18 protein-coding genes are annotated in these 16,653 nt (G+C 41.1%); 15 read left to right on the top strand and 3 right to left on the bottom strand.

Going from position 1 to position 16,653, the window contains the following annotated elements; translation table 11 throughout:
- Positions 1-187: 187 nt before the first annotated feature.
- The 3 genes from mobC to mobA all read right to left on the bottom strand — a co-directional run bounded on the left by mobC (position 188) and on the right by mobA (position 4,037).
- Positions 188-2,206 carry a conjugal transfer protein MobC gene (mobC, locus tag IW20_RS07810; protein WP_035620632.1) on the bottom strand — a complete coding sequence of 673 codons (2,019 nt, stop codon included), beginning with the start codon at positions 2,204-2,206 and terminating at the stop codon, positions 188-190.
- Between the two features lie 101 nt (positions 2,207-2,307).
- Complete coding sequence (mobB, locus tag IW20_RS07805) at positions 2,308-3,597, bottom strand: conjugal transfer protein MobB (protein ID WP_035620631.1); 1,290 nt, start codon at positions 3,595-3,597, stop codon at positions 2,308-2,310.
- A 2-nt stretch (positions 3,598-3,599) separates the two neighbouring features.
- On the bottom strand, positions 3,600-4,037 hold the full coding sequence (mobA, locus tag IW20_RS07800; RefSeq protein WP_035620629.1) for a conjugal transfer protein MobA: 438 nt from the start codon (positions 4,035-4,037) through the stop codon (positions 3,600-3,602).
- A gap of 698 nt (positions 4,038-4,735) precedes the next feature.
- On the opposite strand from mobA, the gene IW20_RS07795 reads away from it, so the two are divergent.
- The 15 genes from IW20_RS07795 (at position 4,736) to IW20_RS07725 (ending at position 16,644) form a co-directional block, all read left to right on the top strand.
- On the top strand, positions 4,736-5,503 hold the full coding sequence (locus IW20_RS07795; RefSeq protein WP_035620628.1) for a ParA family protein: 768 nt from the start codon (positions 4,736-4,738) through the stop codon (positions 5,501-5,503).
- Between the two features lie 11 nt (positions 5,504-5,514).
- Positions 5,515-5,919: a DUF3408 domain-containing protein gene (locus IW20_RS07790; RefSeq protein ID WP_035620627.1), complete on the top strand. Its 405-nt coding sequence runs from the start codon at positions 5,515-5,517 to the stop codon at positions 5,917-5,919.
- 3 nt (positions 5,920-5,922) lie between these two features.
- Positions 5,923-6,558: a hypothetical protein gene (locus IW20_RS07785; protein ID WP_035620624.1), complete on the top strand. Its 636-nt coding sequence runs from the start codon at positions 5,923-5,925 to the stop codon at positions 6,556-6,558.
- Between the two features lie 46 nt (positions 6,559-6,604).
- Positions 6,605-7,426 (top strand): hypothetical protein, encoded by an 822-nt coding sequence (locus IW20_RS07780; protein ID WP_035620621.1) that lies wholly within the window; start codon positions 6,605-6,607, stop codon positions 7,424-7,426.
- A 197-nt stretch (positions 7,427-7,623) separates the two neighbouring features.
- Positions 7,624-7,929 (top strand): DUF4134 domain-containing protein, encoded by a 306-nt coding sequence (locus tag IW20_RS07775; RefSeq protein ID WP_035620828.1) that lies wholly within the window; start codon positions 7,624-7,626, stop codon positions 7,927-7,929.
- 12 nt (positions 7,930-7,941) lie between these two features.
- A complete protein-coding gene (locus IW20_RS07770) occupies positions 7,942-8,274 on the top strand; it encodes a DUF4133 domain-containing protein (protein ID WP_035620618.1) in 333 nt (110 codons plus the stop codon).
- The gene (locus IW20_RS07765) at positions 8,271-10,775 is read left to right on the top strand and encodes a TraG family conjugative transposon ATPase (RefSeq protein WP_035620616.1); all 2,505 of its coding nucleotides are present in this window, start codon (positions 8,271-8,273) and stop codon (positions 10,773-10,775) included. The genes IW20_RS07770 and IW20_RS07765 overlap by 4 nt, the downstream gene beginning before the upstream one ends.
- Before the next feature lie 29 nt (positions 10,776-10,804).
- Positions 10,805-11,437: a DUF4141 domain-containing protein gene (locus IW20_RS07760; RefSeq protein ID WP_035620613.1), complete on the top strand. Its 633-nt coding sequence runs from the start codon at positions 10,805-10,807 to the stop codon at positions 11,435-11,437.
- Between the two features lie 3 nt (positions 11,438-11,440).
- Positions 11,441-12,436, top strand: a complete 996-nt coding sequence (gene traJ / locus IW20_RS07755; protein ID WP_035620610.1) for a conjugative transposon protein TraJ — start codon at positions 11,441-11,443, stop codon at positions 12,434-12,436.
- Positions 12,437-12,457: 21 nt separating this feature from the next.
- Positions 12,458-13,081 carry a conjugative transposon protein TraK gene (gene traK, locus IW20_RS07750; protein ID WP_035620608.1) on the top strand — a complete coding sequence of 208 codons (624 nt, stop codon included), beginning with the start codon at positions 12,458-12,460 and terminating at the stop codon, positions 13,079-13,081.
- Between the two features lie 12 nt (positions 13,082-13,093).
- Positions 13,094-13,531, top strand: coding sequence for a hypothetical protein (locus IW20_RS07745; RefSeq protein ID WP_035620605.1), 438 nt, complete (start codon positions 13,094-13,096; stop codon positions 13,529-13,531).
- Positions 13,532-13,551: 20 nt separating this feature from the next.
- The gene (locus tag IW20_RS07740; protein ID WP_035620603.1) at positions 13,552-13,836 is read left to right on the top strand and encodes a hypothetical protein; all 285 of its coding nucleotides are present in this window, start codon (positions 13,552-13,554) and stop codon (positions 13,834-13,836) included.
- Entirely contained in the window at positions 13,823-15,145 is a 1,323-nt protein-coding gene (gene traM / locus IW20_RS07735) for a conjugative transposon protein TraM (RefSeq protein WP_035620601.1), read from the top strand. The genes IW20_RS07740 and traM overlap by 14 nt, the downstream gene beginning before the upstream one ends.
- Before the next feature lie 23 nt (positions 15,146-15,168).
- Entirely contained in the window at positions 15,169-16,062 is an 894-nt protein-coding gene (traN, locus tag IW20_RS07730; protein WP_035620599.1) for a conjugative transposon protein TraN, read from the top strand.
- A 21-nt stretch (positions 16,063-16,083) separates the two neighbouring features.
- Positions 16,084-16,644 carry a conjugal transfer protein TraO gene (locus tag IW20_RS07725; RefSeq protein ID WP_035620597.1) on the top strand — a complete coding sequence of 187 codons (561 nt, stop codon included), beginning with the start codon at positions 16,084-16,086 and terminating at the stop codon, positions 16,642-16,644.
- Positions 16,645-16,653: the final 9 nt, after the last annotated feature.

Here is a 16,653-nt window from a genome sequence, read left to right as displayed (position 1 = left end):
TGTATAAGTTGGTGTCGCACAACTTTTATGTATGTTTACTAATGTCACAATACAACTAGTTCGTGTTGGATTTGTGTAATAAGTTTTTAGTTTATTTTAGTGGTAAATATACTTTTTATAAATAATAGAGAGATATTTTAATTTAAGAAGATTGCTTAGCCAGGTCATAAACTATGGAGGATATGGTTTATTTATCCCCTTTAGGGCTATCCTTTGGCACTAAATGCTTTAAATTGGGATCATTCTTTATACGTTCCAATTCGGTTTCGATAACCAGTACAATATCCGTTTTTATCTGCCTGTAATTGTCCTCGATTGCCTGCTTCATATTGTCTTTACCGTTTTCGTCAACAAAAGATAAGATTTCCGGTATTTTTTGATACCCTTCAGTTTCGGAAGCAACCTTTTCATTATCCACGACAATTTCAGCATGGAAGATTTTCTGCTCGATACGTTCATCAAAATTGTCCGATACAGATCCAACAAAAAAACCTTGCGTCAAGGTAGATATTTTGGAAGCTGGTATCAGACTGTCTAATTGGGTAGAGATTGAGGTAGATGTGTCGTTGCGGTTGATGCTCATACTTTGCCTTTTCTGTAATACTTTCCCGAATCGCTCCGAAAGGCTTTTGGCTGTTTCTCCGACAACCTGACCGCTAAAAATATTACCTACGGTGTTCTGAATTACCTTGCTCTCTTTGTCGCCATAATCTCTTGTCAGCTGTGAATAATCCTGAAATCCCAAACATACTGCGACCTTATTACTTCTTGCAGTTGCAATAAGGTTATCCAATCCTCTAAAGTAGATGGTGGGCAGCTCGTCTATGATAACCGAACTCTTCAATTGACCCTTTTTGTTAATGAGTTTTACGATACGTGAATTGTACAATCCCAGTGCAGCAGAATAGATATTTTGGCGGTCGGGATTATTGCCTACACATAATATTTTAGGTTGTTTAGGATTGTTGATGTCCAATGAAAAATCATCACCTGTCATAACCCAATAGAGTTGTGGCGAAATCATTCTTGAGAGAGGAATTTTTGCAGATGCAATCTGTCCCTGTAATTGATCTTGTGCGCCTCCCTGCCATGCATCCATAAAAGGCGACAGATAGTTTTCCAAATCGGGATATGAGGTTAAAATGGTAAATACGTCAGAATATTTTTTATTCAGGAGTTCAATAGCGTGTGGGAAGGTACAATACCTACCATCATCATAGATTTTCAGATACCATATTATGGCCGCCAAAAGGATTATGGGGCTCTCGACGAAGAAATCGCCTTGCTTCTGTATCCACGACCTGTTGAGGTTCAGCATAATTGTATAAGCTGCTTCGTAAGCATCTGAGATATCTGTCATGAAATCAGGATTAAGGGGATTGCAACGGTGGCTCTTGCGTGGGTCGTCAAAGTTGATAACATAGAATTTGGGCTGCACTTTGTACTTATCCCGATGTTTCATTAAATGATTGTAGGCAATGGTAGAAAGATCATCAAATTTGAAATCGTAGATATACATACTAAAACCTTTCTCAATCTGCTGTTTTATGTAATTGTTTACGATTGCATATGATTTACCCGAACCGGGCGTACCTAACACAATAGTTGCCCGAAAAGGATTGACGATGTTAATCCAGCCGTTGTTCCATTTTCCTTTGTAATAAAATTTCGTGGGAAGATTGACAGAATATTCGTTTTCCATCAATGTAGTTTCCTGCATAAAACTTTCGTTCTCGTTGTTGAAAACATCGTCCATGAGATTGTTACGAAGGAATCGGCTCATCCAGACTCCGGCAACCATTAAAGCAATATATCCTACACCAGTGGTAAGGATATAAAGAATTGTGGCGGTAGTTACTGATAGCTTTAATAAAGGTGTATTCAGAAAAAAAAATGCAAACCCAATCGCCAAAGCAGTATAAATTTTGGTCCAGGTTATCTTCTGGTGTTTGACTCCCTTTGAACCCAAACAGCTTAGTGCCAATAATACCAGGGCAAATACTTTGGTATATAAAGTATGCGAAAACAATCCCGCGGTACGCTGAAAATTGCCTAATATTTTGTTAATTAGCCCTAAAGTCCATCCGCGATCTATAAAGTAACCGTAGCAAAACCAATAAAGGTGCATCAGTACCAATAAGATACTTACTGCCCGCATAAAAGCCATAATTTTGGCTAATCCTCTTAAATCATCTTCTCCCTGCATTATTTTAATTTTTAATGTTCGGGCGTGAATTTAAAAGCTGTGCAGGTTGACTATAAGAATGTGGAAGTCAATGGCGTTGCGGGGCAGTGTTTGGCTGATTTTTATTTCTGACCTCTTTGGCGATTTCTTTTCTTCTTCATTCTGTAGGCAAAATCCTGTTCCTGGGAATCTTCGCCCTGTGCTTCAGGGAGCAAACCGCCTAGTGCTTCAATCAAACCGTCTTCGTGTTTTTCAGCGGTATTCAGGAAGTCGAATAAATGATGAGGTTCCTCTTCAGGAAGATCTGCATCTTTTGATTTTGTCATTTTTGACTGCACTTCCACAGGCTCTATAATTTCCGGTTTGATATTATTGTTCCAGTAATCATTAAAGGTATTGGCAGAAAGCTCTTTTCCCAATCGTGAACCGTTCCATACTGTTTTAGAATTATGGTCTATAAAGGTGATTCCGTAAATACGTCCTGTATCATTTCTGTGTACTACTACGTTAATTCCCTGTTCGCCTAACTGTTTTTTAAAAGCCAGCTCATCACTTGTTGATTGTAAAGCAATGGTAACTGCAGCTTTAATGGTTGGCTTTGCCGGGTGGTCTTTTAAAGTTTTTTTGGATTTCGCGTAGTGCAATTCCAAAGTCGGCAGTCCGGCATTCTTTCCGAATAAAGAAGCTTTGAACGGATGTCCGGCTCTTTCGCCTTTTTCATTTAAAGGAATGTATAGTAAACCCTGTCGCATCTCTCCTTGTAATTCCCCTCCAACTTTTTCGGTGGTAACATTAAAGAGGGAAAGCAAGGCATTGTATTCTCCCAAAGTTTGGTATTTATAATAATTCGGCAGGTGACGTACTATTGAAGCTATCTGACTTTTTACATCACCTGCCCGATAATCTACCGGACGGAAAACCTTGTCGTTCTGTTTATGCTCTTTATCTGTTGCGGGTACCAATCCATATTTCCTTTCCAGCTCACGGCACACATTCATAGAACGCATTTTCTCGAACTTGTCCGAAATCTTTTTGCCCTGTTCATCCACGCAAACCGATACAATATGAATATGGCTTCGGTCAATATCAGTATGTTTGAACACCACATAAGGCTGCTGGCCATAACCCATCTCCTGCATATATGCTTCTGCCATCTCCTTGTACATGTCATCGCTTACCTTATCTTTCGGATCGGGATTGAGCGAAATATGCAACGTATGTTTCTCCGTATTGCGGTTGGCAATGAGATAAGGGGCAAAAGACTGGGCTAACTTTGCGACGGAATAGTGACCGCTCGCGGTTTCAATCATCTTATTGCCAAACAAAATCTGCCCGTTTTCATTCTCCACTTTGAGCTGATTGTACGCCAATGCTCCGTATAATTTTCCGCTTCTTCCTATTTTTGCTATCATTTCTAAGGCTTTTTTTTGAGGTATTTTGCTTCAAATTCTTCGGTTATCTGAATGATTTTTTGGCATAGTACCGCCATTTCAGCGGTCTGTTTTTCCAATTTATAGAGAAAAGCTGCCGCCTTTTTCTCTGAAAAATGACGGTACAACAGCTTTACAATCTGGTTATAATTCACGCCTACCGAACGAAATTGGCTGTGAAAAGAAGTCAATCGCATATAAAAATCAACTGTTCCTTTGTCAATTTTAACCGATCTCATCTCCTTGCTGAAAAGCAGCGAAATGATAAATTTTGCTTTATTAGGCATTCCCGATGCTTCAAAAAGCGATACTAGTTTGGCATTTTCCGCCTCCGTCAATCGAAATACGTGGCGGTGGATGCTTGGGTCGTCTTTTGGCGAACGTCCACCCTTATTGCGTTTGTTGTTATTTTTTTCGTCCATAACCTGTCCATTTTAATCCTTACACAAAACCCTGACTTCGGAAGGTGTTTTTCAGCTCCCGGCAGGGCAAGTTGTTTTGAGGCACGAACCCGGTTTAGAGTGCCTCAAAACACAACTTGCCGTGTTCTGGTGAACACAAAGATCCGCCCTTCGGGACGGATTAAATGTAACGGGGAAAAACGGCTGAAGACCGTTCTGTTTAGTTTCCATTCTGTCGAGATGCTTCGCATAAATCTGTTAATAAAAATCATTTTACAAAGTAAAGGTCTGTCTGCAAGAGTATTGTAATGTAATCGCCAGACAAACTCTGCCTTTGAGTGCCAAACACTGCCACACAGCAATAAGGAGCTAATTCAATCGCTTTATTTGCTTTATGGTTTTAATGCAGGTTATAAAAAATGTGTACAGGTAAATAAGAAAGGAGTATTTGGATACAGATATTTTGGAATAAAAGCATAAGGTTTTAAAAGCGTAGAACTTTAAAAATGTAAAAGCATAAAAGTGGTAAAGCATTTTACCGATTGCAACGTTTACCATTTGCTAAAAATTATTCCTCACCAAGCTGTAATGAAAGCAAACAACAATCAAGGAAATTTTCAAAAAGGGAATACCGGCATATGTAAAATAGGTACTATTCAAATACACCAATATTTAAACCTACCAAACAAATAAAATGTGTAACAATAAATATTTAAAAAATGGAAAGAAAAATGAAAACCTTAAAAATCAGTTTTTCAACGCCTAAGGGCGGTGTTGGAAAATCTACTATGACTGCACTACTTTCAAGTGTATTGCATTATCGTTTAGGATTTAATGTAGTTGTAATAGATTGTGATTTTCCACAACACAGTTTAGCCAATATGAGAGAAAGAGATTTGAAAACGATTATGCAGAATAACTACCATAAAAGAGCTGCAATGAAGTTGTATCAAAGTATCAATAAAAAGGCATATCCGATTATCAGTTGTAAAGCGGAGGATGCCTTGTCAAAGGCTTTGGAATACGTAAATGAATCTGCAATAGAGCCTGATATAATTTTTTTTGACCTTCCTGGTACAGCCAATACAAAAGGTGTGCTTACTACCCTAAGAAGAATGGATTTTATTTTTTCTCCAATCAGTGCTGACCGTCTAGTTATGGAAAGTACATTGAGCTTTACTAAAGCATTCCTTGGTTTACCCGAAACAGATGAGAGTAATAAGGATCAAAAAATGTGGATGTTTTGGAACCAGGTAGATGGTCGAGAAAAGACAGGAATATACGAGGCTTATCAAAGTGTTATTAACGAGCTTGATTTATCTGTAATGACCTCAAAAATAATGGATAGTAAACGTTTTAGGAAAGAAACGGATGATACACTCAACAGTGTATTTCGGTCAAGTTTGCTACCTGCCGAACCACAGCTTATGAAAGCAACTAGAATAGATTTGTTTGTCGATGAGTTTTTAAAAATTGTTAATCTCTAAAACACTTAAGGATGTCCATAGATAAAAGAAGAAAAGACTTTGATAAACCTGCTGTTGATGAGGAGTTAATCATGAACATCATGAGTGGTAATAAGTCTTCTACTGTACCCGAAGCTAATCATCAAAAAGAAATACAAAAGGAACCAAAGCCAAAAGAAAAAGTCCGCACTGCTTCTTCAAAGAAGGTGGATTATGAGGAGATATTTATGGTCAACCGGTTTCCTTCAGGTCGTAATGGAAAAGTTGTTTATATACGTCCCGAATATCACGAAAGGTTAATCCGCATTGTGCAATTAACGAGGGAAGAAAAGACAACACTGTACTCATATATTGACAACATCCTTGAACATCACTTTAAGGAGTTTGGGGATGATATTACTGATTATTTCAACGAACGTTTTAAACCCATTTTATAAGCTATGGAAAATGTAATTGTGATATGCCTGCTGATAGTCATTGTCCTGCTTTTGCAGGACAAGATTGTCATTAAGAAAAGGTCGGAGCAACAGCAGCCGAAACAGGAAAAAGTTAACCCAAACCTGCCGGATATTATGGGTCAGCCCAAGCCTGTAAGAAGCCTTTCAATTCCAAACAATGCCACTGAGAGCCAAATTGAGGAAACAGAGATAAATCCCTATAATTTAGACATTGAATACGACAAAAATGAAAACGTAGGTATTCAAATTCCGCAGGAAGAGCTGGACGAAGTTTTCAGTAATATGCCTGATTTTGAACAGGAAGAAGAAGAATGGAACAGGTACGGAATATCCTCAGGTGATGACAGTCTTGCCCAAGGGGTTACCTATGATGAACTAAGCTCCGTAGGGGTGTTACTCCAAAAAGAAAAATTGGAGCAAGCCCAAAAAGAAACGGCAATTGCAATAGTTCAAAAATTACAGGGTACTGAATTATTCAGCCTTCTGGAAAATTCCATAGAGGGTGCTTCAAGAAAAATAGCCATGCTGTTGGACAGCAGTCTCTCTGAAGCTGATTCCGGTTCTTCCACTTTGCGGAAAAATGATTTGGGTGATTTTGATATTGGGGAGTTTGTTTGAAAGGGCAATACTCCCCTTTATTGTTTAATAAAAAACACAGAATATCATGGAAAGAGAGCTGCCAGTCATAAATATTGAAGGTACCGACTTTATTGTAGATGTATCCAAACTTGAACTCAGGGAAAAGGCTGACCCGACAAATATCATTGCATTTGAAAATATGCGTGATGTCGGAGATGGTTATACTTTTGACTACAGCCTGAAAAATAAAAATCTTCCATCTATGTTTGACCGTGAATGTATAACAGTTAAGATTTCTGAATTTGTGGCACTTGATCCGCAAGGAATGGCTGCCCAATATAATTATGCACAAGAAGAGGTAAAGGGTAAATCTGATTTTGAGCTAATGGTAGATCAAAAAACTTTTGATATGCGTGTAAATAAAGGAATATTGCCAACGATGGATATTGCAGGACATACATTCTACGTTGATATCCGAATGGATATGCTCCGACCAAAAGATGATTTCCTTTCTAAAGGTATTGTGCTCTCGGATATCGAAAACTACTACGATGAAGACAAAAGAACCTATACCATACCTTATAATCCTAACACCCACGAATTCGAAGAGCCCGACTATCAGAATATCAAGGAGCTTCCCAAAGATTTAATAGCTGTGCGGTTTCCCTCTGAAAGATTGCTTGACAGAATTGGATGGAACAGGCAACACGGATTTGAACTTACGCAAGGACTTGCAAAGCACGGTTTGAAATTAAAGTTTAGGGCGAAGCCTATTCCGTGGAAAAAAACCTTTCTTCCTGATTTGATTGAAAGCAACCTCAAAACCGAAAAGAACCACCAAAAAGCCAACGAAAAACAGCTGCTTGCACAACCGGATATAAGCAAACCTAAAGGACGAAAAATGTAAGTCGGAACTCCGAGAACAAAACGCCAGACTGTAAAAAAGTCTGGCGTTTTTTTATGCTTAAATATCTTCAATAATGCCAAAGTTAGCCAAGTAATTCCACTGACTGCCATATTGTTATGACGCCTTGATTTCCATAACATCTTTGTACTGAACGCCCGCAAAGTGTGGGAAATCAGAAACAATTAAAGTTTTTAATCATGGAAAAACAAACAAAAAAAATCCTGTTGGCAGCAGTGGCAATGCTGACAGGTTTAGGTGCTCTGGCACAGGGAAATGGTACGGCGGGTATCAATGAAGCCACGCAGATGGTAACCTCGTATTTCGATCCCGCCACGCAGCTTATTTATGCCATCGGAGCCGTGGTAGGCCTTATCGGAGGTGTTAAGGTATATAACAAATTCAGCAGCGGCGATCCCGATACAAGCAAAACCGCAGCAAGCTGGTTCGGTGCGTGTATCTTCCTAATAGTAGCTGCAACCATCCTTCGCTCATTCTTCCTTTAATCCCACAGTCTTATGAGTAATTATAACATCAACAAGGGCATTGGGAGAACCGTAGAGTTTAAGGGCCTAAAAGCACAATACCTTTTCATTTTTGCCGGCGGACTGCTCGGAACTCTTATCCTGGTCATGGTACTATACATGGCCGGAGTTAACTCCTTCATCTGCCTGTTTCTCGGAGGCGGTGGCGCCTCTCTTATTGTGTGGCAGACTTTCTCCCTGAATAAAAAGTACGGTGAGCACGGACTTATGAAAGTGGGCGCAAAAAAAAGGCATCCCCGCTACATCATCTGCCGCAAGCCTGTACATCGCTACCTAAGAATCACTTCTAAACCCGATGCCTTATGAGAAACACAGCAAAGACAACAACGCTGGAAAATAAATTTCCATTGCTGGCAGTAGAGAACAACTGCATCCTGTCAAAAGATGCAGATATTACGGCTTGCTTTGAGGTGCGTTTGCCGGAACTCTTTACAGTTGCGTCTGCGGAATATGAAGCCATTCATTCCGCTTGGCACAAGGCTATCAAGACTTTGCCTGATTTTACGGTAATCCACAAACAGGATTGGTATATCAAGGAAAACTATGCCCCTGATTTGGCAAAGGATGACCAAAGTTTTTTGGCGAAATCCTACCAGCGTCATTTTAATGAGCGTCCGTTCCTGAATCATTACTGCTACCTCTTTCTGACCAAGACCACTAAGGAAAGGATGCGGATGCAGAGCAATTTCTCCTCGCTATGCAAAGGTTCGCTCATACCAAAGGAAATCAGGGACAAGGAAGCGATTCATCGTTTTATGGAAGCCGTCGCACAGTTTGAGCGTATCATTAACGACAGCGGACTTATCAAGCTGAACCGCCTGAGCGAAGAAGACATTGTTGGTACAGATGAAAAGCAGGGATTACTAGAACAATACCTAACGCTTTCCAGAGAAGCCGCGACACCGATGCAGGATATTGTATTGGGCGCTGAAGAGGTTCGTATCGGAAACAAAAGGCTGTGCCTGCATACCTTGTCCGATACGGATGACCTGCCCGGAACCGTTTCGGCAGATACCCGTTATGAAAAACTTTCTACAGACCGAAGCGACTGCAGACTGTCATTTGCTGCACCTGTTGGACTCTTGCTGAGCTGCAATCACATTTACAACCAATATCTGTTTTTGGATAACAGCGAAGAGAGCCTTCAGAAGTTTGAAAAATCAGCGAGAAATATGCACTCTCTGGCCCGTTACAGCCGTGCCAACCAGATCAACAAAGAGTGGATAGAAAAATACCTGAACGAAGCACATTCATTTGGTCTTTCTTCTATTAGGGCACACTTCAACATTATGGCATGGTCGGATGATCCGGCAGAACTGAAACAGCTAAAAAATGATAGCGGGAGTGCACTGGCGCTAATGGAATGCAAGCCACGACACAATACCACCGATGTGGCTACGCTGTATTGGGCTGGAATGCCTGGAAATGCAGGTGATTTTCCAAGCGAGGAAAGTTTTTACACATTCATTGAACCTGCGCTCTGTTTCTTTACCGAAGAAACGAATTACCACAATTCGCCATCACCGTTCGGTATTAAAATGGCAGATCGGCTTACAGGCAAACCCATTCATCTGGATATTTCTGATTTGCCGATGAAGCGTGGGATTATCACCAACCGAAACAAATTTATTTTGGGTCCGTCAGGAAGCGGTAAATCTTTTTTCACTAACCATATGGTCAGGCAATATTACGAGCAGGGCGCACACGTGTTGCTGGTCGATACAGGTAATTCCTATCAAGGACTATGTGAGCTGATAAAAGGCAAAACCAAAGGAGAAGACGGGGTATATTTTACCTATACAGAGGACAATCCCATTGCCTTTAACCCTTTCTACACAGATGATGGAGTATTTGACATTGAAAAAAGGGAAAGTGTCAAAACACTCATTCTTACCCTTTGGAAACGGGATGACGAGCCACCCACAAGATCTGAAGAAGTGGCTTTGTCCAATGCCGTCAGCGGCTATATCGAACGCATTAAACATGATGAGGTATATCCGTCTTTCAATGGCTTTTATGAATATGTTCAGGGCCATTACCGCCGAGTACTTCAGGAAAAACAAGTTAGGGAAAAAGATTTTGATATTGCCAATTTCCTCAATGTTCTGGAACCTTATTACAAAGGCGGAGAGTACGATTACCTGCTCAATTCCGATAAGCAGTTAGACCTGCTTTCCAAGCGATTCATCGTTTTTGAGATTGATGCCATTAAAGACCACAAAATTCTTTTTCCCATCGTGACCATCATCATTATGGAGGTCTTTATAAATAAGATGAGAAGGCTCAAAGGTATCCGTAAGCTCATCCTCATTGAAGAGGCCTGGAAAGCCATTGCCAAGGAAGGAATGGCGGAATACATAAAGTATCTTTTTAAGACGGTTAGGAAATTCTTTGGCGAGGCAATAGTCGTTACGCAGGAAGTGGATGATATCATCCAATCTCCTATTGTAAAAGAAAGTATTATCAACAACTCCGACTGCAAAATCCTGCTGGACCAGCGCAAGTACATGAACAAGTTCGATGACATTCAGGCGATGCTCGGTCTAACCGATAAGGAAAAGGCACAGGTACTTTCTATCAATATGAATAATGATGCTTCGCGCCTTTACAAGGAAGTATGGATAGGCCTCGGTGGTACGGATTCAGCGGTGTATGCAACAGAAGTGAGCCTTGAGGAATATCTCGCCTATACCACGGAAGAAACAGAAAAAATGGAAGTGATGCAGCTCGCATCAGAATTGGACGGCAATATGGAACTCGCCATCAAGCATATTGCTATGCAGAGGCGCGAGAAAGCAAATCAGTAATAATAATTAACAATTTAAATTTAAGAAAAATGAAAAAACTAATTTTCATGGTGTATGCAGCAATTATGCTTGCCGCAGCGCCCTCGGTAAAAGCCCAGTGGGTGGTTACAGATCCTACGAACCTGGCTTCAGGTATCCTCAACAGCGCTAATGAAATCGTACAGACTTCATCTACGGTATCCAATGTTGTTAAAAATTTCAAGGAGGTGGAGAAAGTGTACAATCAGGGAAAAGAGTATTACGACAAACTCAAAGCCGTAAGCAACCTTGTGAAAGATGCCCGTAAAGTGCAGCAGACCGTGCTTTTGGTTGGGGACGTATCGGAGATGTATGTTACCAATTTCGGCAAAATGATGAACGATCCCAATTTTACACCGCAGGAACTTGCGGCTATTGGAAACGGTTATTCTGCACTGCTCAATGAGAGTACTGAACTTCTGAAGGAACTCAAGCAGATAGTAACCGCATCGAATCTTTCTCTAAATGACAAAGAGCGCATGGACGTTATCGACCGAGTTTATAAAGAAGTCAAAGAGTATCACAGTCTTGTACGCTACTATACCAGCAAGAATATTTCTGTCAGCTACCTGAGAGCAAAAAAGAAAAATGACGCTAAGCGCGTACTTGAACTCTATGGGACTTCCAATCAAAAATACTGGTAAAGGATGGAATGGAATAATCTTCACGAAGTCCTGCGTTCGCTCTACGATGACATGATGCCGCTTGCAGGTGATATGGCAGCGGTAGCTAAAGGTCTGGCCGGACTGGGCGCGCTGTTCTATGTAGCATTAAAGGTCTGGCAGGCGTTAAGCCGTGCTGAACCTATCGATATGTTTCCACTGCTGCGCCCTTTTGCCTTGGGATTATGTATCATGTTTTTTCCCACGATTGTCCTTGGAACCGTAAATGCGGTATTAAGCCCAATAGTTACAGGAACGCATGCTATACTCGAAGACCAGGTGCTTGACCTGAACAAACTACAGCAGCAGAAAGACCAATTGGAATACGAAGCAATGGTACGAAATCCCGAAACTGCCTATATGGTTTCAGATGAAGAGTTCGACAAGAAGCTGGATGAACTCGGCTGGTCGCCCTCAGACATTGGGACAATGGCAGGTATGTACATGGATCGTCAGGAGTATAAGATTGAGAAAGCCATGAAAGAATGGTTCCGTAATCTTTTGGAAGTATTGTTTCAGGCGGCGGCATTGGTGATCGATACCATCAGGACATTTTTTCTTATCGTCCTTTCCATACTTGGCCCGATTGCATTTGCTATTTCCGTGTGGGATGGTTTTCAGTCTACGCTTAATCAGTGGTTCACACGATATATAAGTGTCTACCTCTGGCTTCCTGTAGCGGACCTCTTTAGCTCGATGCTGGCCAGGATTCAATCCCTGATACTAGAACGTGACATTGAAATGCTGTCTGATCCGACATTCATTCCCGACACTTCAAATACCGTGTATATCATATTTATGATTATAGGAATTGTGGGTTACTTCACTATTCCAACAGTAACAGGCTGGATTATCCAGGCCGGCGGAGCTGGGAACTTTACCCGAAATGTAAATCAGACAGCGATGAAAGTAGGAAATGTTACCGGAGCGGGAGCCGGTTCAGCAGCAGGAAATATCGGCGGCAGGCTGATGAGCAAATAAATTAACTAATTATTTAAGAAAATGGAATTTAAAACGCTAAGAAATATCGAAAACAGTTTCAGGCAGATAAGATTATATGCTATTGTGTTTGCCGTGCTCTGCACAGGCATTGCAGGATATGCCGTGTGGAAATCTTACAGTTTTGCTGAACAGCAGCGACAAAAAATATATGTGCTGGACAATGGCAAATCACTCATGCTGGCACTGGCGCAAGATGCGTCAATCAACCGTCCTGTGGAAGCAAGGGAACACGTAAGGCGCTTCCACGAACTGTTCTTTACGCTCGCTCCGGATAAAAATGCCATTGAGAGTAACATGAAAAGGGCATTTAATCTTGCCGATAAAAGTGCCTTTGATTATTACAAAGACCTTTCGGAAAAAGGATATTACAACCGTATCATATCGGGCAATGTACAGCAGCGTATCGAAATTGACAGCGTCGCCTGCAATTTTGAAAAGTATCCGTATGCTGTGCACACCTATGCCAAACAGTTTATCATCCGTTCGAGCAATGTGACAAAACGTAACCTTGTTACGTCCTGTTTTCTGGTTAACTCCGTCCGCTCGGATAATAACCCGCAGGGCTTCAATATCGAAAAATTTTCCGTGGTGGAAAATAAGGACATAGAAGTCATTGAACGCTAAAAATTAAGGGATATGAAACTTTTACTTGATTTGGACGCACTGGTAAAAACCTTGACTGATAAGGGGTATGACGGTTATTTCCATACGGAGGGCTGTTATCCAGGAAAACTAAAGGATAGCATCAGTGGATTTTTACATACTTGGGAAAATGGTACTAATGCTCCATCATCAACGAATTATCTGCATTTATCTACCTACCTCGAATGGAATGGCGAAGACAGGCCAAAGGTTGAGTGCAATATGCGGGTAAGATACGAGAACGGGAAATTCGATTTAGGGGATACAGAAATGTATTTAAAAAGAACAGACCGCTACGGGCATTTAATGAAGGAATCTAAACTGACAAACCTTCCAGCAAGTCCGGTTCCGACAATAAAGGAGGCTATTGCCCAAGTGTCAGAAAAACCTAAGGAAGAGATTGCTCCGCGAAAAAGAGGGTTTAGAATGTGATAACCCATAATCTTTAAAGTATGAAAACAATAAGAATAAATATAGACAAGTGGTTCGACAAACAGGACAAAAGCTGGCGGGCCTTATCCTTAGACAGACAGCGAAGATATACGCTCTGCCTTTTTTTAGTGTACCTGCTGCTTACCGCCGTGGTTATTTTAAAAGTGTGCTACGACACGGCAAAATCTGATAACAGGATGGTCATCGAGCATATTGACAACCCTGTCCGTAAAAAAGAAAGTCCTGCCTCCCAATTGGACACATTATCAACAAAATTAAAAGAAAAGATTTATGAAAGAAAATGAAAAAAGGGTCAGCGTTCTGGTTGAAGAAGCTGACCAATCCAGAGCATCCAATCTGCCCGATGATAAAAAGAGCGGCAAAGAACAGCTTAAAAAACCGGTAATATTTATACTTATGGGAATCGTTTTTCTCGGATGTATGTACCTGATATTTAAACCATCTCCAGACAAGAAGGAAATCGACAATATCGGGCTTAACGATGCCGTCCCGCAGGCCAGCGAAGCCGGGATGCAGGCTGACAAACAGAAAGCATATGAACAGGAAATGCTGGAACAGAAAGACCAGGAAAAACGTAATGCCCTGACCACGCTGTCCGATTACTGGAATGAGGACAGTATATCTAAAGACAATCAGGATACACTCACTGACCAGGAAGATCAAAGCATGGGTTACGGTAATAATTCGAGAAAATCAGGTAATCCGGCATTAAACAGTTACCGCAATTCTCAAAGTGCGCTAGGCTCCTTTTATAAGGATGACAATAATGAAACGCAAGAACTCCGCAGACAGCTTGATGAGCTGAAAGAAAAGCTGGCTGATAAAGACGTTCCCAAAAGCGTGACAGTAGATGACCAGCTGGCACTCATGGAAAAGTCCTATCAGATGGTTGCAAAATATCTTCCGACAGGCACAAATAATGGTGAAGCTTCCCCCAACAAAGGCAGTACAGCTTCTGCCAGTACGCAAAAGGAATATTTTGTGGCATTCGCCCCTGTAGGAAAGAAAGCTGTTTCGGCTTTGTACAGAGAGCCTTCAGATAGTACTTTTTTAGCGGATTGGAGCGTAAACAAAAACAGGAATTTTTATACTCCTGGATCTGTACAGCAGATTGCACAGCCGAAAAACAGTGTGAAAGCCTGCATACAGGAAACACAGACCATTATTGGTGAAAGCGGAGTGCGCCTTCGTTTATTGGAACCTGCCCAAACCCCTAAACGTACCATCCCGAAGGGAACGCTCTTAACGGCAATCGCTAAATTCCAGGGCGGCCGTTTACAGATGAAAATTACTTCCATAGAACTCGATGGTAATATTATCCCTGTAGACATAACCATTTATGACCTTGACGGCCAGCAGGGTTTGTACGTTCCGTATTCTCCTGAAATGAATGCCCTTACTGAGATGGCAGGTAATATGAGCCAGACTTCAGGAACGAGCCTGATGCTGACCCAATCAGCAGGACAGCAGGTTGCGGCAGATTTGAGCAGAGGCGTTGTACAGGGCATTTCGGGCTATTTCTCCAAAAAAGTAAAAACGCCAAAAGTTACCCTGAAAGCGGGCTATCAGGTATTTCTTGTCTCTAAAAAATAATAATAAACTAAAATAAATTAACAATGAAAAATTATTTAAAAACCTTTTGGGCAGCTGCCCTTATGATCGGCTTTTCCGCCGCCTCTTTTGCGCAGATAACTGCAAAAACTTCGCTTGCCCTGGGCAGGATAGAATCGTACGAAATGCAGGTTACTTACGACAAGACTTCTCATCTGATTTTCCCAAGCGCAATACGTTACGTGGATCTGGGAAGTGAGTACATAATTGCAGGAAAAGCAGAAGACGCAGAAAATGTGCTTCGCGTAAAAGCCTCGGTAAAGGACTTTGAGCCTGAAACTAATTTTTCGGTGATTACCGACGACGGTCGTTTTTACAGCTTCAACGCCTTTTATAGTGCCTGCCCATCTACATTAAGTTACAATCTTCTGGCAATGCAAAAGGTGGTGGATAGATCCGCCGGACAAGATGTGCTATTTGAAGAGCTAGGGAACAACTCGCCATCCCTGGCAGGTTTGATACTAGAAACGATCTATAAAAAGGATAAACGTTTTGTAAAACATATTGGGGCAAAAAGTTTCGGTATTCAAATTATTCTCAAAGGAATTTACATCCACAACGGTAAATACTATTTCCATACGGAACTGGATAATCGCACGAATGTTCCTTTCCAGATTGAATTTATGAATTTCAAGGTGGTAGATAAGAAAATAGCTAAACGCACCGTGATACAGGAAAGACCGATGATACCGCTTCGCAGTTACAAGTCACTGGGTGTGATTGGCGGTAAAGAAGTCGAACAAAACGTATTCCTTTTGGACCAGTTTACCATCGCCGATGATAAGGTATTGCTGATTGAGATTTTTGAGAAGAACGGTGGAAGGCATCAGACGCTTCAGGTGGAAAATTCGGATTTGATAAAAGCCCGATTAATTAGCGACATGCATCTGAAGTTTTAGTAATCCATTAAGCAATAGAAAATGAAAAAGTATATCTATACAGTAATGCTCGTTTTGATGAGTATCACAATTGCACAGGCACAACGTATGCTGCCTAAACAAAAAGGACTGGAAGTAAATGCAGGTGTATTATCCAATGACAAAATCGGCATTGATTATTACATTAATACGACTATGACCGTAAATGGTAAAAACGGGAATTACCAGCTTTGGGCTTTAGAGTATGCACACCAATATTATCAATATAAAGACCTCCGAATTCCGCAGGAGACCTATACCGCAGAAGGCGGCTACAGTTTCTTACTGCTGGGTGATGCCCGTAAGAACATTACATTCAATGCAGCCATAACAGGTGTAGTTGGGTATGAAAGTATCAATCGAGGCGAAGAGCTTTTATTTGACGGGGCGAAAATAATAAGTGAAGACAATTTCATTTACGGTGCTGGCGGACGGCTGTCTTTTGAAACATACCTGTCCGATCATTTTGTATTAGTCCTGCAAGGGCGTACAAAAGTTTTGTGGGGTACTGACCTGAAGCAGTTCCGCCCATCCGCAGGTGTGGGATTAAGATTTAATTTTTAAAACGAAAAA

The organism is Flavobacterium hydatis, from assembly GCF_000737695.1.
Classification (GTDB): Bacteria; Bacteroidota; Bacteroidia; order Flavobacteriales; family Flavobacteriaceae; genus Flavobacterium; species Flavobacterium hydatis.
This window is presented reverse-complemented; position numbering and strand designations above follow the sequence as displayed.